Raw genomic sequence first — 22,114 nt, 5'->3', positions numbered from 1 at the left:
CACAGACTCCGTCACTGCTTCAGCAATGAAAAGGTGCGGAGATTTGCGCGCTTACGAGCGAGGGACGGTATTCCAAACTAGGCGAGTGATTTGTTTCGAGCCATCCATCTTCACTTCGCGAATTGAGAAATGCTTACAAACATACTCTTGCCGCGCGCCTCGAGCTGACGCTGGGTCGCGCGGATCCGCGTCGCCGGTCTATTGAGGGCGCCGATGTCAGTCATCCCCTGCAGGGACCAAGGCAGTAACCATGATCGCCTTCCATCCCCAATTGCCTTTCTTCTTGTCGAAGCTTGGGATGGCCACTCCGGATACGACGTCCTCGTCATCGAGATTGCTGGCCGCCACAAGGTCAGGCGGAACGAAGATGTTATCATCAGTGAAGCCCAGGCCATTCCTCACCCGCACCGGGCCTTCGAATTGTCGATAGACCTGAGCGCCTGGCGCTTTGTCCGTCGTCTCGGCCGTGAGGGCGCGTACGCCTCCTCCCTTGCGCGATTGGAAGGTTGCCAGCCTAAGGGAGACGAACGCGCCGACGGCGGCTCTGCCGTTGTACTCGGCGATTGGGAAAGTCCCTTGCGTCTCTCGTCCGGCCGTGAAGTGCATAACGCCCTTGCTGACATTGACGTGGTGGATGACGCCGACTGTCTCGGGAAAGACGTCGAAGGGCGCGCCGTCCCACCGCTCGGACGTCGCATAGAGCATGAAGCGCCGCTCTCCTTGCGGATCGTAGTCCGCCTTCACCCTGATGGGCTGGCCGATCTTCGACGCCTTCAGCTTCACCCTGCCCTCTGGGACGGCCACCTCCGCAGGTAGAGAGCCAGTCCTGAGGTACAACTTGCGCCTTGGCTTCGAGTCTTGCCCCTCGATAGTGAACGTCTCCCCCAAGCAGGCGTCAATCCAGGGCAGATCGGCGAAGAGCAGTTCGTCGGCTGCGGACGCGAAACGCGCATAGAAGCCGGGTTTCGGGGAAACGGCATCAGTCGACGCATACCAGTCCATCGCCGTCATGTTCTGCACCTCGACCGGCACGCGGTGTCCTGCACGGTTCTTGTGCTCGAGGATTCGTACGATCTCACCCTTCGCCTCGGCGGCATGGCCCGCCTCGAGGAGTTCGCGGGCGAGTTTCTGGCGAACAGGACTGACGAAGTGGTCGTCCTGCGAGCAGCTCAGGGCCTTGCAATAGCAGGCCAGGCGATTTGCAGGATCGACCTGGAGATCGCCGAGAAGATCCCAGACCCAGTACTCCTGGGTCTTGGTCTTGGCGAAGGAGAGCGCGACGGTTCGAGCCTCCGCCAGACGTCCGCCCTCCCGAAGGAGCTTCACCTTGCCCAACTGGAGCCAGTGGTTGTCGGGGAAGCGCGCCATCATGCGGTCGACGAAGGGCATCATGTAGTCGATCTGGTCCCGGTCACGTGCCTCCGCAGCTTCCTTTGCAGCCTTCATGACCACCTTCTCGGCGAGCGAGGAGATCGTCTTCCCGTCCTCCGCGACGAAGCGCTCGAAGTCCTCGGGCCGGAGATGCTCGAGCCCCCAGAGCCGGGCGAAGAGCAAGATCTTGAGATGGTCGCCGGAGGCGAGGCGCGCGGCCAGACGCAGTATGCAGCTGTGAAGCTGGGAGGGGCGCTCGAGCTCAAGCCTCATGTAGGCGTTGAGGTAGCGCCTGACCTCGCCTACGACGGCCGGCGACAGCTCCTCCGAAGGTAATTTCCCCAGGAGGGTCTTGGTCGCCTTGTAGAGGTCCCAGCCGTAGTTCAACCAATTCTCCGGGCCGAGCAGCTTGCGGCGCGAGAGGTCGGCGTAGATCGCGACCGCCTCCCGGAAGAGGCCCTTCTTGCTGTGCTCCTGGGCGCGGGCGAGCTCATCCGCGCCTTCCTCGAGGAGCGAGAGAGCTCGGCGGCGCTCCTTTGTGAGGACCTCATCGTCCTCAGGCGGCTCCAGCGCGCGCAGTTCTCTGGCATAGCCGGCGGCCGCTTCGTTGCCGCCCGCCCGGCCGTTCGCCTTCAAGAGGTCGATCAGGCACCAGGCGTAGGCCCGATGGTCCCAGACGTCCCGGCCAGGCAGTGCCATGCGCACCTTGGCCATCGCGTAGGCGGCTTCGAGCTGACCCTCCCTGCGGAGCTTGAAGACCTCCTGCGACGAACTCATGCGCTCATTCCAACCTTCAGGAGATCGATCACTTCGGGCAGGAGCGAGCCTTGGGGTCCCGACTGACTGACCGGAGAGAATTTGCTGAAGGCGCTCTTCTTGTTGTACCAGATGTCGACCACGACGGCCGCACTGTCACGAGCGAAGGTGTATCGCTGGCAATACTGCTTTTCGGCCACGTCGGCGATCCGGATGCCCCGCTCCTGCGCAAGGGGCAGGAGCCGAGCGTGGAACTCACCGAGGAAGTCCTGGTTGGGGCGATAATCAGCCCCGCATGTAACCCCCGTGCCACTCAGGGAACGTGCTTGAGAAACCGGCAGCAGGATCTTGTCGACCATTGCCCCGAGGCGCTGGCACAACTCGTCGCTCAGGGCACACGCCTGGACCGGCATGATCCGCCCGACCTTGCCCCTGCCGTTATAGGCGATGTTCAACCGAGTGGATGCCCCATCACGGTGGAAGAAATACGCCTCCTGGTACTGATTGTGGACAATGCCCTCGATCTCGATGCCGCTGCCCTTCAGGGCCGCCTGCACCTGCCGCAGGATCCCGAACAAGATACCATCCTGCTCGGTGAGGCCGAAGCTCTCGAGCGGGGCGTCGGCGCTTTCAGTCTGGACGTCAGGGAGGGCAGCGGGGACGGTCGGTTCCGGTGACCGGCGCAGGGTGAGGTGGGGCGGGACCACCGGCTCCATCTCTCCACCCACCGGCAGATGTGGGGGATTGATAAGGTAGAGGCGGCTTCTCGCCCGCGTCATCGCGGTATAGAGCCAGCGGAAATAACCGGCTGAGAGCGGGCTCTGATCGCGAGGGCAGGTTACAAAGACATGCTCCCACTCGCTGCCCTGCGCCTTATGGCAGGTCACTGCGTAGCCGAACTTGACCCTCAGGGCATTGAAGTAGGGATCAGACCGAAGGGTCTTCTGGAAGAGAGCGCGGTCCTTTTTCAGGTGCTCGTGCCGCATGCAGAAGTCGACATAGAGGGCCTTCTGCTCGTCAGAACCTAGAGACGGGTTGTTGTCGTAGAGCAGGTTCTCAAGAATCTTCGTCCGGAAGAACTGCGCGCGTCCCGTGGTGTTACGGACACCCAGAAGTGCGTCGCGAAACGAGAGTGAGACATCGATCATCTCCACGATCTTCGTGTCGGGGTGCTTGCGCTTCAAGGGAACGCGACGGACTTCCACCTGTTCGCTGACCTCCTTGACCCAGGCGAAGTCGCCATTCGAGATGAAGAGGCCATCAAGCTGGATATTCGCGACAACCATCAGCTTGTCGCCTGCGGTGACCTCTGTCTTGTCAGGGAAGAAGTGCTGCCGGACGATCCGGTTGGACTCCGCGGCCTCCGCGTTCGAGCGGGTGACGATGATGGATTTCCCGTTGATCGCATGGTCGCAGGAGTCGAGATAGCTCGACAGGATTTGGTTTGCCGGGACTGCTTCGATATCGTCTGCGCTGAAATCGAAGGTCAGTTTGCTGAAGACCTTCCCCTCCAGGCTGTCGCGAAGCGGCATGACGTTCTTGAGGATGCCGCTGCCTGCCTTCTGGCGCACCACCTCCTTCAGCTCGTAGCCGCGATGGCTCGTCCCATAGGTCGTGCGAAGGTAATCCGCGTCAAGCGCCGGGGAGAACGGCATGTCGACCGGTGGTAGCTGGGCCGGGTCGCCGACCAGGATGATCTTTTTGTCATGGTCGTTGTGATCGAGCCCGACGAAATTCAGGAAATCCCTCAGGAGGCAACCCGATCCCGAACGATAGAATTCGCCCTCCTGATAGACATCCGAAAGGAGCGAGGCTTCGTCGGCGATATAGACGGTGTTTGCCGCGTCATCATTGACCGCGATCTGGGCGTAGTGCTTGAAGGTCTCGGACCCCTCAAGGCCATCGTCGGTGTATTCGACGAGCTTCTCAAAGTTGTAGATCGTGGCATGGAGCGTGCGCGCTGCGTGCCCAGTCTTTTCCTCGATGACCTTCGCGGCGCGGCCCGTAGGCGCGCAGAGCCGAAACGAGCGCCCCTGTGCCGACAGGTACGTCGTCAGCCCCCTGAGGATGAAGGTCTTTCCGGTTCCCGCATGACCCTTAAGGAGGAAGACCCGCGCGTCGCGATCCTCGAAGAAGCGCTCGAACTCCCCGATCAGCTCTTCCTGCCCGCTCGACAGGGTCTCCCCGGCGAAGGCGTCTTTCAGGCTGATGGTGGTCCTCAGCTCCCTCATCTCGGGATGGAGCTTGTCGAACGCGCTGCCGGAGGCCTCCAGTATCCGCTCCGCATCGTCGCGGGGCAGGCGCTTGGCCTTCTCGGCGGGACCGGCCTGCGAGGCGTCCTCCTTCTCTCCGCCAGACTCGGCCAGCGCCTCCACCACCGTCTCGGCAGCCTTGCTGCCGGGTTGCGACGGGGGATCAGGGTGGCGGAACGGCAGATTGGCCCACTCGTCCTGTGGGGCGGTGAGACGGCAGAACCACTGGGCCAGGGACCAGGCATCCTCAAGTAGCCCTGCAGCCTGCTTCCGGGAGACCGTGGCCCCATGGGCCGCCTTGTTGCCGAGGAGCCTCAGTGCGTGGAGCTTCCCGAGAATTCGCCGGTCCACGAGACCATTGTCTTCGAGGTACCGGAGATGGTCGAGCTGTCGACCCTTCTCAGGCATTGGCAATCCTTGCGACTGGAACAGGGCCGAGACGAGATGTTCGGCGAAGACCCGAAGTCGAAATGCAGTTACATCTGCATCGAGATGGAGGGCGGACTCCGCCTGGGCCGCCTGCCGGTACAGCTCGGGCCAGCGGGTTTGCAGGAACGTAAAATTACTCACCACCTCGAAGCGCCCCTTGGTCTCTATTCTTGTCAGCTCAACTGGACTCTCGCGGAGATCTCACAGCCTAGCCTCGTGAACCTCCCCTATCGCGACAATAGGCGTCCGCTCCCAGCATGTTAAGCTTGACCTTGGATGGGCTAAACATTTTCCGCACCGCAGAGGTCATTAGCCTCTCCAAGCCGGACCTAGAACCGGTCACGACCCGAGCGAGCCGCCGCAAGGGGCTGCGCAGGCAGCCTCGTCCCATTCCGATCAATCATCGCCATCGAGCCCTTGGCTGATAACAGCGATAATTCCGGCATCACCACCGCGTCTTTCGAGAAATAGGCCCGCATTCTCAAGCCCGCTGGGTACAAGGAAGTGGCAGGGTCTTCCGCTCTCAATCTCCTCCTGGGCCTTCGACAGAACACGTTTTGCAAGCACGTACAGTTGGGATCCTAGCTCCCCATCGGTCGGCGGGACTAGGAAGGACTGGTTTCTCTCGCGATGGCGCAGCACCAGAAGAAATGCCAGCGCAGCCCACAGAAATTTCTGCTGGAGGGGTGGTGCTGCACCGGCACGAAGTTCGTTTACCATCACGCCGATCGCAGCGCTGGCGATCAACGTCGCCTGATCGGTCGTGAGCAGGCGTCCGGCTTCGCGCCGGAAACGTAGGATGAAGGCCGCTGCCTTGAGATCATTCATAGCTCCATGCCATTTCGGTATGGCTTGGCTACGCTCGTCCAACCGCCGCGACAGAAACCCGAACGCCAGCTCAATATCTCTTGGCGAAGCCGCTGCGCGACCAATTGCTTGAGTGAGGTGTCCTGCGGCCACCTGGCCCTGCATAACAAGGCGCAGGTGCTCCAAAACACCTGATGGTGCACTAGCAAACATCCAGCTTCCAGCTAGGCAGAGCCATTGCCGGAACTGGTTATTCCTTGGGCCAGGCTTTAGTTGTGAAAGGTCGTATGAGATCTTCTCTTGAACTTTCGCGACTAGGACGCTCCTGCCTGGAATGGATGGATAGCCGCCATCGCTGTTGAATGGAGAGAGCGCCTCCTTGACTGAGGGATCGTAGCCCCGCGAGGCTGGGTTCAGGCGTTGGCCGAGAGCTGTTCGAAGTTCATCCAGGCGTGTTGGATAAAGTGTGTGGGTCGGGGAGATTGGGAGGAAACGCTCCATAGCCCTAGCCACCTCTAGACCGTCCCATACCGCCCAGTGCGTCTGCGTTGGAGCGTGATCTGGGTATCCTCGCGGTCGCTCTCTTTCGATCTTCGCAATCGTGTCCTTCCGCGAGAGACCCGTCTCCTCCATCGAGCGCCAATCGAGAGCTATGCGCTCAGGCCCAAGGGCATCCTCGGGATGAGGCAGTATCTCGATCAATGCATGGCCGCTTACGGGCCGCTGGTCCACTCGAAGCGAGATGGGCACTGCTCGTTCCGGAGCCTGCGGCAATTGCATGACCGCCTTGCGGACATCCTCCTGCTTTCGGTCCTCATCCTTATAAAGGTGGAAAGTGAGGCTCTGGACGCCAGCCGGAACCTCGAACTTGCCGTCGAGCTGCTCCCGGAAGGCTTGATTGCCGGGCACCCGCTGCTGTTCCGGGAAGAGAGGGATAAAGCGCGCGTCCTCACCTTCCTGTGCAACGATTTCGATGCGCGGAAGGTAATCAAAGAAAGTTGGGAGGTTGTGGGCGAGGCGGGCACTGTATTCAGCGCAGCCACGGGCGACGGCCCCGGGCGGCGCGACCGCAACAAGAGCCGTCTTGCGCCAGAGCTGCGCGACCTCCGCTGCAAAATCTACCCACTTGCGGTCCGGGAAACCGCGTTCCTCCTCGGGACTTTCAATCAAAATCAGAGCGAAACGTCCGGTGATCGCCTCCGCCACCAATTCCCTGAATACCTCGAGGTGGGAGCGGCGAGAGTCATGGTGAACATAGACCTTCGGCGGGGCGAGCCAACGACCGTCACGGCTTTGCAGGAGGATCTGGGGCACATCGCCTCGAACATAGTCAGCTCCTGCGCCGACCAGTTCAAGCTGACGTCGTAGGAGGCTATCTGGAATCTGTTCGACGATTTCCCGCTCTATGTCCTCTGGTGGATAAGTTTCTGCCTCTACCGCCCACCCCGGTTTGGAACGCACAGGCGTCAGAAGCGGCCCGCCGTGAGCGTCGCTGGCGAGGTCTAGCGTGAGCGGCGCCGCGACCATCCGGTCTGGCAGGAGACTAAGTACGAGCGCCTCCGCACCATTGAGGTTCTGAAGGTAGTCGGCCTGCTGACCTCGCACCCAGCCGAACAGGGCAGCGACGGATCGCCAAACCGGTAGGGCGGTCCAGCCTCGCCAACCGTGCTGGGGGCTGAACCGTACGGATTGGCGAACCGCCTCGAGCAGCGTTGTCTGGGCCTCGGCCGAAATATCGTCCGGAATCGCGAAACCCGCTTGATCGCTTCCGCGAACCAAGGAGCGTAGATGCTCTACGAGGATCGCTCTGGCGCGAAACTCGTCGTGCTCGCGGAGGGCCGCAAGAATATCTGATATTTGGTGCCGAGTGGCGGTTTCACCCCATTGGGGCTGCACCCAGCCTCGTCCGGCTGGATGAAGAGATGCCGCTTCCCCGGTGACGTAGCGAGGCTTGCTGCCAACCAGTTCAATCACCTCAGGCCGATGCAATCTACGTTCTGAGGTGATGTGCGCCAATTGCCACTCGACCTCGATTGCTCGGTCGGAAAGCCCATTGACATCAAGCCCAAGGAACACCTGATTCATTGTTAGGCACCTAGGATCACTGGCAGCATATCGGCCAAGCTGTCGACAATCCCTGAAAGGCTCTCGGCATTAACAGGACAGTGGTATGCAAGCGTGTCGCCGTAATCGCCGACCCTGATATCCTTGCTGTCGCCCTGCGCGGAGGCAAGGATAACACCGCGCAGTCTGTAGGCGGGCCCACCATCGTCGCGGATGCGGCGTATCAGACGGGTGAGCGCCTGATCGGCAGAGCGAGCTTCACGCCGCAGGTCGAGCGACCGCCCATCGATGGGGTGTAGGCTCCAAACCAAAACCCAAGTCTCCTCGCCGCTGGCGAGATCCTGGGCGTGCAGCACGCAGCCGGGCCCAATGCTCCACAGATATGGCCAGAGGCCACGGGGACCGAACGTATCTGCCTGCGGGTCCTGAGCGTCAATTACTGTGACGACCAAGCGCCGAGCATCTACGGGCAGGCTGACGACCGCTGAATGCGGAGCGATATCGGCCCATCGTCCCCGGTGCTGGTCGGCCCGAATTTGAACTGGAGCCTCCGCGATAATTTGAGCCCCGGGTAGCCGTCGTAATGCAACCAAAACTGAGATTCGAACGCATTCTGCCCAGAGCCGGATCTGCCAACGCCAGACGTCGTCCTCGTCCTGCCGGCGGCGAAGGAGTTCTTGATAGCCGTCCCAGACCTTCCGGTAGCGGTTGTCCTGAGACAGAACGTAGTTGGGCACAACTGGTCCACTGGGCGGGCGGATGCCTGCTTCTGCGAGATCCCGCTCCAAACGTCGGCTAAGGCGCTCGTAGCGGGAGACAATCCTCATGCGTTCGCTTGTCCCGAGTTTCCTGTGAAGCTCGGCATAGCTGCGGGCCGCGTGGGCAGCCAGCGCCAGATATGCTCGCAGCACGCGATTCTCGAGGGTGTCAAAACTCTCCTGACGCGACACCGCCAGTATGGTCTGTCGGGCCCCAGCCTTCTCGGCCGTTGTACTTCCGGGCTGACGCACGTACCAGGCTAAACAAGCTGGATCAAGTTCCTGGACTCGACTTACAGGTAGGCGCTCTCGGACCCGTGACAGGATCCGCCGAGGATGGCCTGCCAAGGCCTCAATGGTCCTTGGCAGCATTTCCGCATGACGGACAATCACATCCAAGGGCGGCGGATGGTCGATATCGTATGCTTCGCACCACTTGCGTGCCACGACAGGCCAAGGCACAGCCGAAGCCACGAGCTTGCGGCCAACAGCCTGATGCTCCAACTCTCCAACCTCATCATCGATTAGCGAGCGGATCCGTTCAATAAGTGCGAGGAGAAGCCCAAATAGCCGTTCACCGAGTGTTCCCTCGCCCGGTCGCTCCGGGCGGGCCGGCGCTCCGACGAGCCCAATTTCAACCGTCTCCGCAGACGCCCCCTCCGCGTCAATAAGAAGATTGAAGCGGGTCGCATCCCCTTCGACGCCTATAGGCAGGGTCCAATACCGCTTCTCTCCATTCCATGAGAATGTGCCGCCTTCCGGTTGTGCCGATACAATCTTCTTTCCATTGAAACGCAGGCCGAGACCGGCCTGCGCCACGATGGAAAGACCGCACCCGGCCGGAAGAACGAGAGGACCCTGTCCAGACCGGATCTCAATCCGGGTCCGGTCCTCGTCCTGGTCACCGTGCAGCCCCCAAGGGCGGGTTAGAGCAAATGCGCTCGCGAACATTGGTCGTCAGCCGCGATCTACGCCACGCCAGAGGAAGAGATCTCGGTCGCGGTGGGCTTGGTCAAATGCCTCCTGCAGAGATGGATCCTTCAGCTCTTGGTCGATGAAGCGAGCAATACCGTCGAGAGCGGCTCGATTCTCATCGACCACGACGCCTCGAAGTTTGGGGAAGATCCGCATCTCAAGCTGGTCCGCCATAGGAATGCGGATGTCGGTGCGGCTCTTCGGATGGTTAGCGACATACGCTCTGATCGCTTGACCCATTCGGTGGCCAAATGGACGGCCAAGGCTTTCAAGATGACTGTTGAGAGTTGCGAGCCACGTATCGAGCGTTGCCGGAGCATCTTTGCGGATCCACCTCTGCCAAACCGTGAACGGGAGGAAGTTGTCGTCCGCGGCCTCAGAAGAGGTGCCATCACGGTTTGTCGCGAGCGTCCGCGGCTTCGGGAAGCGCATTACGTTGGCCCGATCAACCACCTTATCGGAGAGCGTTTGGGTCGACTCATCCTCGTTCATGGTGCCTACGAACAGAAGCCGACGAACGGGATAGACGCGGTTACTCCAGCCCTCCGGTAGGCGCCCCAGTTCCAGTTCGATTTCAGCCGCAGCTGCCGTGTCTGAGTCGCGGCGCACCTCCAGACGGCTCAGGAACTCGCTGAAATAGTACTCGACGCGAGCAAGATTCATCTCGTCCAGGAGCACAAGGGCCATATGATCCTTGTACGGGCGCGCCTGCTCAGGCCAGCGTTCCACATCAAGATGGATCATCAGCCGGGCGAGGTCAGTCGGCTTATAGCGATGCTCAAGGTAGTTGTAGAAGCCGAACAGGTCCTGCGGACTATCCCAGCGCGGTTGCACAGCGAGCTGGAAGAAAGGCAGGCCTAAGGCGGTCGCGTACTGGCGCGGTAACTCACTCTTGCCAGTTCCGGAGATGCCAGCCAGCACCGTCATGGGGCTGATGTCGCTGATTTTCAGCGAGGTGTGGAATGCGTCAATCAGGCGTTCTGGGAAGCGGAGGTTGCGCGCCGCGAGATGCTGGCGGACGCGGTCGAGGGCGGTCACCTCCTCCTCCGCCACCCGTGCCATTTTGGCGCACACCAGTGGCTTCGGTGGGACCAAGAGATCGCCAAGAATGTCCCGAACGTCGGCTTCCGTCCGAGGCCCTGCCTTGGCTTCAAGATTTGTGATCACACGCTTGAGAACCTCGGACTCTGCACGCAGCCCGTCACGCTCGCGGCGTGCTTCATCGCGCTCAAGACCTGCAGCTTCGACCTCACTGCGTGCTTTAAGGAAGGCTTGTTGCTCAGCGACAAGATCCTCACGGAGTCCTTCTCGCTCAGCCGACAGGCGCCCGATTTCTTCCGAAAGCCGACCGCGGCCGGCTGCCGCCTCCGACAGCTTCGTCTCAATCTCCTCGCGATCTTGCCGCAGAGCGGCTACACGCGTCAGGGTTGCCGTTTCTTCAGCCTGTCCTTGCTCTAGGCGACGACGCGCATCGGCCAGCGCCGCCGTCTCCTCGGTCGCACGGCGGCGTAGCTCCTCCAGCTCAGACCGTGCCCGCTCACCATCATGTCTTAGGCTATCACGCTCCACCTTGAGGCGCGCAGTCTCTGCCTCAAGGCTCTCGCGCTCGGTCTTACGATCGGCCAGAAACCGCTCAAGTTCCTCGCGCTCGGTACCGAGGCGCTCAACGATCTTGGCCCGCTGGCTCTGCTCATCCCGTAGGTCAATAAGCTGCTGATCGAGGGCAGCCTTCTGATCGATGAGGGTGACCAGCTCCGTCTTGAGCGTATCGAGCTGCTTGCGGTCTTCGGCCAAATTATCGAGCTGGCGCTGGATATCCGCGAGCAATGCCTCTTCGGCGGTGCGTTGGGCTCGAACAGTCTCGAGTTGAGCCGTTTCCAGTCGCAGCGTGTCGATTTCCGCCCGCAAAGCGTCGAGCGCGCGCTGGGCCTCCTCCCGCTCCGCCTGCCGCCGGGGGATATCCTCTTGAAGGAAGCGCCAAGTCGGAAGGGCGGCGGTACGGCGTCCGGCATCCAGAACGGCGACTGCTGCGGTAGCACAAGCCGTGAGGGCTGCGCCTGCACCCAGCGCAGTCGATATCGAAAAGAAGTTGAGATCCATAGCGGCTTAGTTTGGTTTAGTGTCAGTCGGCGAGGCCGGCGAAGTCACGGCATCGGATTCAGAAAGGTTCTTGGCCGGGCTAGACTTCTCAGCATCATTGGGGCTGGCCTCGACCACCTTCGAGCTTGCACGTTGTGCCGCGATGCGGTCACCAAGCGCCTGCAGTTGCCGCTGGGCCTCGGCGACTTGGGCAGCCGATGCCGCAGCCTCAGCCGCAGTTTTCTCCAGTGCATTGCGCCGCTCACGCAGACGTTTTTCAGTCTCACTGATCGACCGCTCCAACTCATCCCGACGGACGGCCAGAGCCGCAATATCGCGCTCGGCCTGCTCCCGGTTGGCCGCCAATCCGGCGATCTCCTTGTCGGTCTGCTCCCGGCGCACAACGAGAGCCGTCATCTCACGACGCTGCGGTTCAAGAGACCGGATCTGCTCCTGGATTCGGGCGATCTCGGCGAGGTTTGCGTCGGTCTCGCTCCGAACGTCGGCTGCCCGTTTCGTGAGTTGGCGGACCGCCGCATCAAGATCGCTGTTACGCTGCTCAAGGCCAGACTTTTGTGCCTCCAGCTCCGACGTCTTGGCAGAAAGATCGGCGAGGCGACGGTCAGCTTGGGCGATCGCCTCTGTTTTCTGCTTCAGGTTTGCATCGGCTTGGTCGATTTGACGTTGAAGCGCCTGGATCTGAGGCCGCTGACGCTCCAGTTCAGCCAGATCTCGGCGGAGTTGGTCGCCTTCGCGGCGCAGTCGCTCCGTCTCGCCCTTGAGGCCAGCCGCATCCTGTCGCCCCTGAGCGAGACGGTCCTGGTCCTGCTGAACCTGCTCCCGTAAAGCAGCCAGCCGGCGTTCGGCTTCATCGCGTTGTGCGTCCTGACGCTTGCGATCCTGCTCAATTGCGGCAGCCAGGGTGTCTCTCTGTTGGGTCAGGGCCTGGATCTCAGGTGCAATCCGAGCGAGCGCGGCCTGCTGCTCGCGCCGACGTGCTTCGGCGTCGGTGACCTCAGTTTGCAGCGCAGCCCGTTGGGTGCGTTGCTGATCAAGGTCGCGTCGGACGTTCACCACGTCAGCCTGCACGCGTTCTAGAGTTTGACGCTCGGCCTCAATCGATTTGGTAAGCTGCTCCGCCGTAGTCGCGATCGCGACGCGCTCAGCCTCGGCCTTGCTCTTCGCGGCACTCACGGCGGCTCGCTCGGTCTCGACCGTTGCCAGCTCGCGTTTGGCCAGACCGACGCGGGCCTCTATGTCCTTCAGCTCCGCCCGGGCCACACTGAGGCGCCCCTCCGTCGCGGCGCTTTCGGAGCGCACCGTCTCATAGCGACTCTGCGTCTCGGCCCAGCTTGCCTGAAGCGAGCGAACCTGCTGCCCCTCCAATGCTAGCCAAACGGCAGAGATGCCTCCGAGGCCTACCAAGCCCAAGGCGGCCACTTTCGTTCCCCAGCCCATTTTAGGAATTAATGGCTCGCTGGACCCGCTCGACACAGGCATCAGTGTTCTCCCGCAGTTCATATACCCAAAAGCGAATTACATCCCACCCCAGTCCACGGAGCTGGTGGTCGCGCCAAACGTCGTCGACACGCCTCAGCCCGCTTGGGTCGCGGTGATACCGGTCACCGTCAACTTCTATATCTAGCCGTTTATTCCCAGGCCCGAACCATGCTAAGTCGAGCCGGCGGCCTGCAACCGGAAACTGCGGAATGCAATCAATTCCTACATTGCGCAAAGCGTCATGTAGCCGCTCTTCCCAGGGCGACTCAAAGCGACGCTCGCTCTGGCTCGCTGCCGTTTTGTCGCAGACTGTCAGGAGGCGGCGCACGTGGGGAATGTCGCACCGGGCTGCGAAGGACCTATTCCCAAAAACCCGGCATACGGCCTTCGCACGGCTGATCGCGACGTTGAACAGGTTAGCCCCTTCTTTGACGAAAGTAAGCGATCCCGCCGGCATACCCGGACCGCAGCACAGGCTGAACAGGATGACGTCACGGGCGTCTCCTTGGAAGCCATTGGCCGTCTGAGCAACAAGGCGAGCTTTCTCAACCTGAGCAGCTGACAGTCGCGCGGCGATTAGATCGGTCATGCGCTTCGCGTGCTCGCGAAACGGGGTACATACTCCTATTGTGCCAGTGTAACCCTGATTTAACAGTTCCTCGATCGCTGCGAGAATTGCCTCGGCCTCGGCGGGGGCATGACAGCCAGTCCGAGCTGGTTCAATCGGCCCTGTCACGTCCTCCCACGTCAAGCCAGGTCGGCTGCCCGGCGGGGGCTTGAGCTCCGCCTCCTTGGTCAGAATGGAGAGCTGGCCGCCGTAGAAGGTTTCAAAGTAATCCGCGATACTCGGGTGGCACCGGAAATGATCCGTGAGGAGATGGCGCTCGGCGCCAGGAACCGTCGAGGCGAGATCGAACAGGGAATTCCGCGATTGACGGTAACGCCCGATGCCCGCCGCGTCCGCGAGACCTAGCTGTGTCAGGGTTTCGGTCTCCCAGTCGGCAGAAAGCCCCGACACAAAAGGCAACTGTGCGGGGTCACCAACGATCGTGGCGCTCTTGGCGCGGGCCAGAAGCGGCAAAGCGGAGGCGATGTCGCACTGGCTGGCCTCATCGATCACGACATAGTCGAAGAGCCCGAGTTCTAGAGGCGCGAAGCGGCTGATGGTCAGATTGCTGCAGGCCCAGACTGGGTAATGTCGAAGCAGAATGCGAACTGCGTCAGATGAGAGCCGGCCACGGGCCGCTCGACCGCGCAGATCAAGTAGGACTTGCCGCTCCGCATCCGTACACGCGTCAAGCGCCTCGGCAAGGGCGCTCGCAAGCTCGCCCGCCTCCCGGCGGATGCGCTGTGTCAGGTCAGCATAGCCCTCACCAAGCTTTGCTTGTTCCGTCTCAGGTGGGCACTTCCCGATGAGTGTTGAAATCTCGGCGAGAGCTCGTTGCGCCTGAGAAAGCGCAATTAGCCAGCGCCTACGTCGCTCCGGCTCTGACTTCGAAGGTCGGCCGGCTACCTCCCACTCTGGGCTTGCGAACAAGCGCGCCTGAAGCCAAGCGAGTGTGGCTAGCAAACGCGCAAAAAAGCCGGCAGTCAGTCCATCCTTTCCAGAAAGAGCCGCTGGCGCGGGAGGAAGGTCCCTGACTGTCTCGACTGGTCGCCCCAAGATCACAAGCGCTTGGTCGAGTTGATCCTCCAAGTCAGCGATTCTAGCTCTTAAACGGGCTAGGTCCGTGGCCTGACGGCTCAAAGTGCTACGTTCCGCATCGAGTGCCGAGAGGCTCTCGACCTTGCGCCGCAGGTTATCCCACGCGCCGTACCGTGCCGGCTTGGAGATGAGATCGGCGACAAGCTTCTCGGGTCGAATTGGTGTTCCCTCGCCCCAGCGCTGATTGAGCCGAAGCATCAACGGCCGATCCGGTGAGAGTTCCGCCATCCGCTGTTCGACGGCATCGATAGCAGCGTGGTTACGGCTTGCGAACAGGACGCTGCAATGTCCCATAGCCGCGCTCGCGAGCATTGCTGCCACAACCTGCGACTTACCTGTCCCAGGCGGCCCGGTCACAACGGTCAGTGGTTTGTCGAGCGCACTTCGAACAGCCGCGAGTTGGCCGAAGGTAAGGTCAACTGGCTCAAGCACCGCAGGCGCAGCTGTGGGAGCTGACGGCGGAAGGCCGAGCAGGGTCCCGAGGGCCGTCCCGGCGAAGGCACCCGCGGGTCGCTCAGCCAGTTCGGCAAGATCGCGAATGGCTCCTGCCGAAAAGCGGGCCTCGCTTATAAGGAACAAGGCTGCGACGTTGTGGAGCCCCGGGCGAGCCTCGATCTGACTAGCGATCCGGCTTGGGTCGATTTCAGCAGTCCGACGTTTGGCAAACGCAAGGTTTAAAGCAGTACAGAGATCACCAAAGTCGAGCAGATCGGGCGTGGAAAGCTCCTCATCCTGTGCCGACGGGTCAGCCCCGATCTGACGGACCAGCGAACCGACGTCGACACTCTTTCGGTGGAAGGCAAGCCAGCTAGGATTGAGCGAAAACGTGCTTTCAATCGGTTCAAGGAGAATGAGATCAGGACCTTCTACACGCCAACGGAGTGGAAGAGAGGCCACTGCCCGCACCATTATCTCTCCTGGCGATGGCTCAAACAGGTCGAGTGGATAGCCCAAGTGGATGGTTTGAGAATTTTTGGCTCGCGCGATCGCCTGCTGAAAGGCTTCCGGGAGCATTTTGCGGCTGATCGTAAACGTGACACTCTCGTGCCCTTCAGGCCACCAGGCGCCGGAGAGGCGCACCGGAACGCTGCGCTCACCAATCTCACTCCATGCCGAGGAGGCATCAACACGCTCCTCGGCAGCAAGGCAGGAACGGTAATACCGTAGCAGCGGACTGATTTCGATCTGACCCTGTCGGTTCGGCACCGGAGCGGCGGAAGGCTTGATGCGCCGTCGCGATGCTTGCAAGCCGAGCGCATCGACTCTCGGTAGGGCAGCCACCTTTCCTTGAGGGCGTCGCTGGCTGGATCTCGCAGGGAAAGACTGGCCTTTCCTAGGAATGACGTTTGGGGTGGAAGCCGCTGCTCTGCCATCAGCGGTGAGAATCCATCTGTTTTGTTCCCGCCGAATTAGGCGGCTACCCTGCAAGCGGGCCAACCCCCCGGATAGCGCTATGAGGTCACTTTGCCCTGTATCTCGGGCAAGGTCCTCAGTCGTGCACCCGCGTGGGTAACGTGCCAGGATAGATAAGAGATCGGTGCCCACAAACTTTGATCTTTTGAAATTTTGCTGCCTCCATTGGGCAGGTCGTAGTTGCGAAACTAACCTGTATTGGTCTCGATCCTCAACTATCCGAATGAACGATGCCACCTGCTAGCCGCAACGTGTTTCCCTGTGTTGCATTCGAGATACGCGGCCGGAGAATTCAACGCGCCTTTCTTGGAACCGCCGGTTGGCTGTAATAAAATATCGCACAGCGGACCGGTACACATCGATCTACTTACTCCTACATGTCTTGCGATAGAGCCCTAAGATCGCAGGGTCGGCAGGGTGTCTATGTCAGAATGGACGGCGGCGCTCCTCACGCACCGCGTAGCAGCCACACTCTGAGTCAAGGCACCGAGCCTTGATCCAGTGGCCCGGTAAACATCGATGCTTGCGTTGCTCGGTAGCCTCCGCCTGTTGATCCCTTGTTCGTGACATCTGGTTCTGTCTGAAGAGCGTGTTGGAAACGCGCTGATGATCCATCGCGATGGTGCGCAGGCGGACCAGGGTGCAGCCCCTACACGCTAACCCGACCAAGAGCGGCGGGACGCCGCGGCATCCTCACCTCTGATCCTCTGTGGAGGTGGCATAGCCTGCCGCCTCCAACGTAAAGGCGATCCACACCAACTCGCCGTTGTCACGGTTAATCACGAACCTATCCCGGCGATTTCTCTTTCCTTCAAATGCAAGGATCTGGCGCTCAATCCATGAGCAGCGTTGACGAATGAAGGATTACACTTTCAATCCTTTATCCTTTCCTTTCAATGACTTAGATCGTTTTAGACTCGACATTCCACACATCTCGGTCTAGCTTCAAGTGACCGAGTTCGGGTCCAAGATCCAAGGGATATGGGCGTGGGCGCGTATGGAAAGGACCACGCAAGTTGGAGAGGTGGGACTTGAAACAGAAGTCTTCAGCACGCCCTCACTCGCGGACGGAGCCACCACGCGGGCTTTCGTTGCCAACGATACCCACCCCAATCACTCCACTACGTTTTCGAATGATGGTGCAGTCGATTTTCACCACGTATGGAACTCCGCAGCCTAAACTGCGGCAGGTCAAGTTTGCTCAATTATTCGCGAGACCCAGTTCACGCCCGGATGCGGACCCATCTCGCCATCAGACGATACATCGGCATCGCACTGACATGTCAAAGCCTCGGAGTGGCAAGTGAGAGTTCCTCAAGCGCTATACCACGCTTCGATGGCCATGTCGGTCGACGGAATGCCTCACGGGTGGACAGCCCGAGTACTGATACTTCGAAAGCAGGACGGCTCCACCGAGCCATATGCCCGCCTAATCGAATACATGAAAGCCTTCCAACATCGAGGACCAACTTGGCAAGACACAGTTGTTCGTGGACTTGGCCTACTGTGGGATTTTTGCCAAGCAGTAGGCCCAAAGATTGCAGCAGAGTCACCCGCGAACTTCCAAAGGACTCTGTTTCGGCGATTCGCGCACGCCCTACAAAGTGGGACTATCAGCCCGGACGGCATCGATGAATCTGGCCTCTACTGGCCTATGATGGGCTGGCGTCGGGCCCGAGAGTTGATCCATAGCATCGAGCACTATGCTCAGTGGTGCTATGAGGAAATTGATATAAATCCATTTGAGCCAGACCCTCATAAGAGAGCCCCGTCCAAAGGGGTCGACATCACCGCGACCCTGGTTTGGAGCCGGATCCGACAGGTATCGATGTTAGTGCACATCGATCAGGAACCTAAAGAGAAACGGCGCAAGAGCTCGGTTGATACGGGACGGAATCCCATCGGACTTAGTGTTGAGCCTGTCAAATACTTTCCACCAGAATACGTGGAAAGTCTTCTATGGGAAGGATATAAGCGGCCGAGGGGCGACCACGAGATCAACCCGTTCTTGCGATACAACAGCAGGGACATGATGATAGGCCTGCTAGACGGCTGGGGTGGGCTACGACGCGCGGAGGGATTCCACCTCTGGATTCAAGATGTCGTTGAGGAACCTGGGAGACTGGGACACGCACTGGTCATTTTGAATCATCCATCAGAGGCGCTGATACAGTACTTCGACAAAGTTACCGGCCGCGAACTGCGCCTCCCTCGTCAAGAGGTCCTAAAGCGCCGTTACCCACCATACATGCCGAGGCACAAAGTAACCCGAGGACGTTACCGAGCAGGCTGGAAGGGTGTTGATCTTAACAGAGAACATCAAGCCTACGTATTCTGGATCGATCCAAACGCAGCTGCCCTCTTCTGGACCCTCTATCTCGGCTACATTCGATACGTTCGGACGCCTATCATGGAACGCCGCCGAGCACTCGGCGGCGCCGACCATCCGTTCTTATTCGTCACCGAGGGTAATGATCGCCGTGAGGGAACCGCTATGATCGGTGACCCCTATACGCCGAAAGCTTACGAGCGGAACCATGAAGCAGCTGTTCGCAGGATCCGGGTCGACGGCGGCAGCTATCTCGAGCACAGCAAGTACCACGGGACTACCACGCATGGCCTGCGCCATCTATACGGTCAGACCTTGGTGAACCTTGGCGTCGCCGCTCAAGTGATCCAAAAAGGCCTTCACCACAGACACTACCTTTCCCAAGCTCCATACACAGCACCTGATCGCGCCAGAACGAACCAGGTCTTGAACAATGCGTATGCCAAGTTAACGGGCGGGCAGGTCGAGCCGATAGCTCCGTTAGGACACGAATCGACGCAAGCAATTTTGCGGCTCAAGCAGTTCATCGCAAGTGGAGAGCCACGTGTCTGAGTTTCTTCATTCGATCCCGGCAAGCACTCAGGTTGCAGGTGAATGGTTCAATATAGATCCAGAAAAGTTCGCTCTGGTACCGAATGACGATGGCAATATTGATGACGAGATTGGGTACCTTGTCGACGATCTCGTCGAGCAATACACAACGGTGAGAGAACGCAACGGCGGTTCATCGGATGCCCTTGGAGAGTTGCTCGAACTTCATGCTGCTGGATTGATCCTCTGGCCAATCGCGTTCCTCTGGGATCAATCCTGTTTGGGGAGAATGCATGAGAAGCGATTTAATCGGATTGCCGCGGAGTATAATGAGGATCTAGTCGCGATAGAGGCAGCGATCCGAGAGTTGGAGTCTTTCAAGCGAGTGATTCCCAAGGGCGGAGGGGCGCGGGATTTTAAGGTTCGCGGCTTCGCCTATTGGAAGATTGCGGCTAGCATATCGTTGGCCTCAACCAACGTGACGTCGGTAGAAGATCTCAAGAGTGATCATTTCGACCGCATTGCCTCAGTGTTCATGCCAGGCGGCGAGTGGGCTAAGTGGACCGGGAACTGGACTCAGAAAACGCTTCGATGGTTCATAGGCATTCTGAGTCACGAGCGACAAGACCCACACTTTGGGAGAAGCTTGTTTGCGAATTCACTAAAGCGGGCCCAAAGTTCTCCTCGCGCGGTCAGCATCGTCACTTCCAAACCTCATTTAGGCTGGATCGAAACCGAGTACGAACGCTTCCTGAACGAGGGGAGGTATCTGCAGAAGAAGAATCCTCGCTACGGGAAAACCCTTCTCCTTGTATACTTCAGCCAGCTTCCAGTAGATGCGGCGACGAGCCCTGATAATGCATTCTCGCGGTCCAATATGTTGGGGCTCCTGAAATTCGTGTCGAAATGGACGGCTTCATCATGGAAGCAAATTTATACAATGGGAAAGGTTCTAGATTTCGCGCAGTGGATGGCAGAAGAATGCCGTGACGAGAGCGGAAATACCACCCTTCACATTGGTATCACGGAAAGAGATATTGAGAAGCTATCAAAGTCCACTCCACATCAAGAAGGGAAGTCAAAGAACACGGACGTTGCCGCCCGTCCTATGCCCACCAAATACCATTTGGCCTTGAAGCAGTTGATAAAGGAGGATGATTTTGCATGGCCGAAATCCCTAGTAGACAAAACAACTGGTCGGCCGCTGCACTGGTGTACTCATACTAAGCCTGACGGCTCAACAGGTCTCGTTTTTTGTGAGGTAATCCCTCGCCTTTTACTCCTTCTGCTCGACTTACCACTCAGAACGGTGCAGGCGCGCCGTCTTGATAGTGGTGAAGGCGATGCGCGAGCGTGGCAACCGGGGAAAGGATGGATGGCCAATAGCAGCGCAACTGCCGGATACTGGGAAAGGGTGAGAGCAAAAAACCCAACTCGAGGCGTCTTCCGCGAGATGAAAGGCCGCAATGAAACTATCACTGGGTTCTGGATCAACTCTAATAAGACTGCCGACGCCGCCACAAACTTCGACGAAACTTCGGGCTATTTGATCCCGTGGCAACTTATTGAGCAGCTTGAAAACCTCTTTGAAATGAGGAGGTGGCAGGAGACGTACAACTCGGTATCGGTGCCATTGGCGTTCGAGGATATTCCTAAGGGAATATTCCAAGAGGACCCCTCGGCCCGTTTAAAGGGCCTGATTCCAGCGCGCTTTTTTCTGTTTAGATATCCCCAAAACTCAGGTGCACGAGGCAAAGAGGCTCCTCCAACCTATGGGCTTCTTTTGCGATTTTTCCTTGAGGCACTTGATGAACTGGAAAGGCGCCTAAACAACGAAGATCCCGAAAGCAAGATTACGATCATCACACGCCGTGATGCATCAGGCGCCCCCAAAAAGGCGATTTTCACGATGCACGGTATGCGATCAGCAACTTTGACTGCCTTGTATGAGGAAGGCGTGTCAGTTGAAATTCTCAGCAAGATAGTAGCGGGCCATGCGAGTATTCTGATGACCCTCAAGTACCTTAAATTCGACCCGGCACATGTTAGCCAAATCCTCACAGACGCCCGCCGGAAGGCGATGACCAAGGCACGCTCGGAGTTTCCGAACTTCCTTCGCAACGCCACCTTCGAGCAAGCGGCTCGCATGACCGCCCGGCTTAGCGGCGATGGCTTGCACCAACTGTACGGGAAGTTTTCAGAACCCAGCGCTTGGCTTCAAACTGACTGTGGCATTTGCCCAAACGGAGGAACTCTCTGTAATATAGGTGGGAAGCTCAAACTTAAGCGACAGGACAAAGGTCGGGATAAGTCTACATATGGACCCGTACCGGGTGGTCCGCGAAACTGCGTTCGGTGTCGGTTCTTCATCACTGGTGTGCCGTTTCTTATTCCACTCTGGACCCAAGCTAATGCACTCTCGGCGACTTGCGATCAGCTAGCTCTCCGGATCGACGCCGGGCAGCGCACCGTCGATCGACTTAAGCAGGAAAGACGAGCGCTTACTTCAGTTGGATCACCTGTCCCGCCTGAACTCCGTGAGGCCATCACAATTAATGAGGAAGTGTGGCTCGCTGATATTGAAGCCCGAGATCAAATACTCGCCAATTTTCATTCTGCCATGCTTTTAATTGATAAGATCAGAGCTATCCGAGCATACTTAATGTCATCGGCGCAGCAGATTGATGAAAATGCCAGCCTCCCAATGCTTTTGGCTGATGAGGAGTTTCCGGAGGTAACAGGGCGGGAATCTACACGCTTTGAGCTCATTGATGCGGTAGTTCAGGCCTCCCGTTGGTTTCCCTCTATCAATGCCGATGCTCTCGAACGAGAGAGAGACGAATGCCTCGACAAAGTTCTATATCGAAATGGCTATCAACCAATCCGACTTGCTCCTCTTACTCCCGAGGAGCGCCGCGATTCCGCAGACGCTATGGCTGCATTTCTTCTAATCAAGCTAGGAGCTGAGGAAACGCAAAATGTCATCGAAGGCCGGAAATCCCTTTCGGAACTCGGCCTTGACTACCCTCTTGAGGAAACATACCGACGCTTTGTCGGCAAAGAACTACCGCGTAGTGTTCTACCGTCTGTTCGACCACCGCCACGACCTCCCGTGTTTGAAGGCTCTTTGGCTTAACTCGGTGGA

The 22,114-nt window shown here is 59.2% G+C and carries 9 protein-coding genes; 2 read left to right on the top strand and 7 right to left on the bottom strand.

Going from position 1 to position 22,114, the window contains the following annotated elements; translation table 11 throughout:
* Positions 1 to 216 precede the first annotated feature (216 nt).
* The 7 genes from OC446_RS21530 to OC446_RS21500 form a co-directional block, all read right to left on the bottom strand.
* On the bottom strand, positions 217 to 2,148 hold the full coding sequence (locus OC446_RS21530; RefSeq protein WP_262031065.1) for a DUF7017 domain-containing protein: 1,932 nt from the start codon (positions 2,146 to 2,148) through the stop codon (positions 217 to 219).
* A complete protein-coding gene (locus OC446_RS21525; RefSeq protein ID WP_262031064.1) occupies positions 2,145 to 4,949 on the bottom strand; it encodes an AAA family ATPase in 2,805 nt (934 codons plus the stop codon). Before OC446_RS21525 ends, OC446_RS21530 begins: the two co-directional genes overlap by 4 nt.
* 255 nt (positions 4,950 to 5,204) lie before the next feature.
* Positions 5,205 to 7,700, bottom strand: a complete 2,496-nt coding sequence (locus tag OC446_RS21520) for a hypothetical protein (RefSeq protein WP_262031063.1) — start codon at positions 7,698 to 7,700, stop codon at positions 5,205 to 5,207.
* A gap of 2 nt (positions 7,701 to 7,702) precedes the next feature.
* Positions 7,703 to 9,388, bottom strand: a complete 1,686-nt coding sequence (locus tag OC446_RS21515; RefSeq protein WP_262031062.1) for a DUF2357 domain-containing protein — start codon at positions 9,386 to 9,388, stop codon at positions 7,703 to 7,705.
* Positions 9,389 to 9,394: 6 nt separating this feature from the next.
* Positions 9,395 to 11,512 (bottom strand): McrB family protein, encoded by a 2,118-nt coding sequence (locus tag OC446_RS21510; RefSeq protein WP_262031061.1) that lies wholly within the window; start codon positions 11,510 to 11,512, stop codon positions 9,395 to 9,397.
* 6 nt (positions 11,513 to 11,518) lie between these two features.
* On the bottom strand, positions 11,519 to 12,991 hold the full coding sequence (locus tag OC446_RS21505) for a hypothetical protein (protein WP_262031060.1): 1,473 nt from the start codon (positions 12,989 to 12,991) through the stop codon (positions 11,519 to 11,521).
* On the bottom strand, positions 12,951 to 15,977 hold the full coding sequence (locus OC446_RS21500; protein ID WP_262031059.1) for an AAA domain-containing protein: 3,027 nt from the start codon (positions 15,975 to 15,977) through the stop codon (positions 12,951 to 12,953). The genes OC446_RS21505 and OC446_RS21500 overlap by 41 nt, the downstream gene beginning before the upstream one ends.
* 1,960 nt (positions 15,978 to 17,937) lie before the next feature.
* On the opposite strand from OC446_RS21500, the gene OC446_RS21495 reads away from it, so the two are divergent.
* Both OC446_RS21495 and OC446_RS21490 read left to right on the top strand, forming a co-directional pair.
* Positions 17,938 to 18,990, top strand: coding sequence for a hypothetical protein (locus OC446_RS21495; protein WP_262031058.1), 1,053 nt, complete (start codon positions 17,938 to 17,940; stop codon positions 18,988 to 18,990).
* A complete protein-coding gene (locus tag OC446_RS21490; RefSeq protein ID WP_262031057.1) occupies positions 18,983 to 22,105 on the top strand; it encodes a VPA1269 family protein in 3,123 nt (1,040 codons plus the stop codon). Before OC446_RS21495 ends, OC446_RS21490 begins: the two co-directional genes overlap by 8 nt.
* Positions 22,106 to 22,114: the final 9 nt, after the last annotated feature.

It is taken from the genome of Microvirga sp. Mcv34, from assembly GCF_024519725.1.
In the GTDB taxonomy this organism is placed as follows: domain Bacteria; phylum Pseudomonadota; class Alphaproteobacteria; order Rhizobiales; family Beijerinckiaceae; genus Microvirga.
Note: the sequence above shows the minus strand (reverse complement) of the source record. Positions and strands in the feature narration are given on the sequence as shown.

Excerpts from the sequence above, each read along its gene's own strand:
- OC446_RS21530 (WP_262031065.1), bottom strand. The coding sequence starts at position 2,148 with ATGAGTTCGTCGCAGGAGGTCTTCAAGCTCCGCAGGGAGGGTCAGCTC.
- OC446_RS21520 (WP_262031063.1), bottom strand. The coding sequence starts at position 7,700 with ATGAATCAGGTGTTCCTTGGGCTTGATGTCAATGGGCTTTCCGACCGA.
- OC446_RS21515 (WP_262031062.1), bottom strand. The coding sequence starts at position 9,388 with ATGTTCGCGAGCGCATTTGCTCTAACCCGCCCTTGGGGGCTGCACGGT.
- OC446_RS21510 (WP_262031061.1), bottom strand. The coding sequence starts at position 11,512 with ATGGATCTCAACTTCTTTTCGATATCGACTGCGCTGGGTGCAGGCGCA.
- OC446_RS21505 (WP_262031060.1), bottom strand. The coding sequence starts at position 12,991 with ATGCCTGTGTCGAGCGGGTCCAGCGAGCCATTAATTCCTAAAATGGGC.
- OC446_RS21495 (WP_262031058.1), top strand. The coding sequence starts at position 17,938 with ATGTTAGTGCACATCGATCAGGAACCTAAAGAGAAACGGCGCAAGAGC.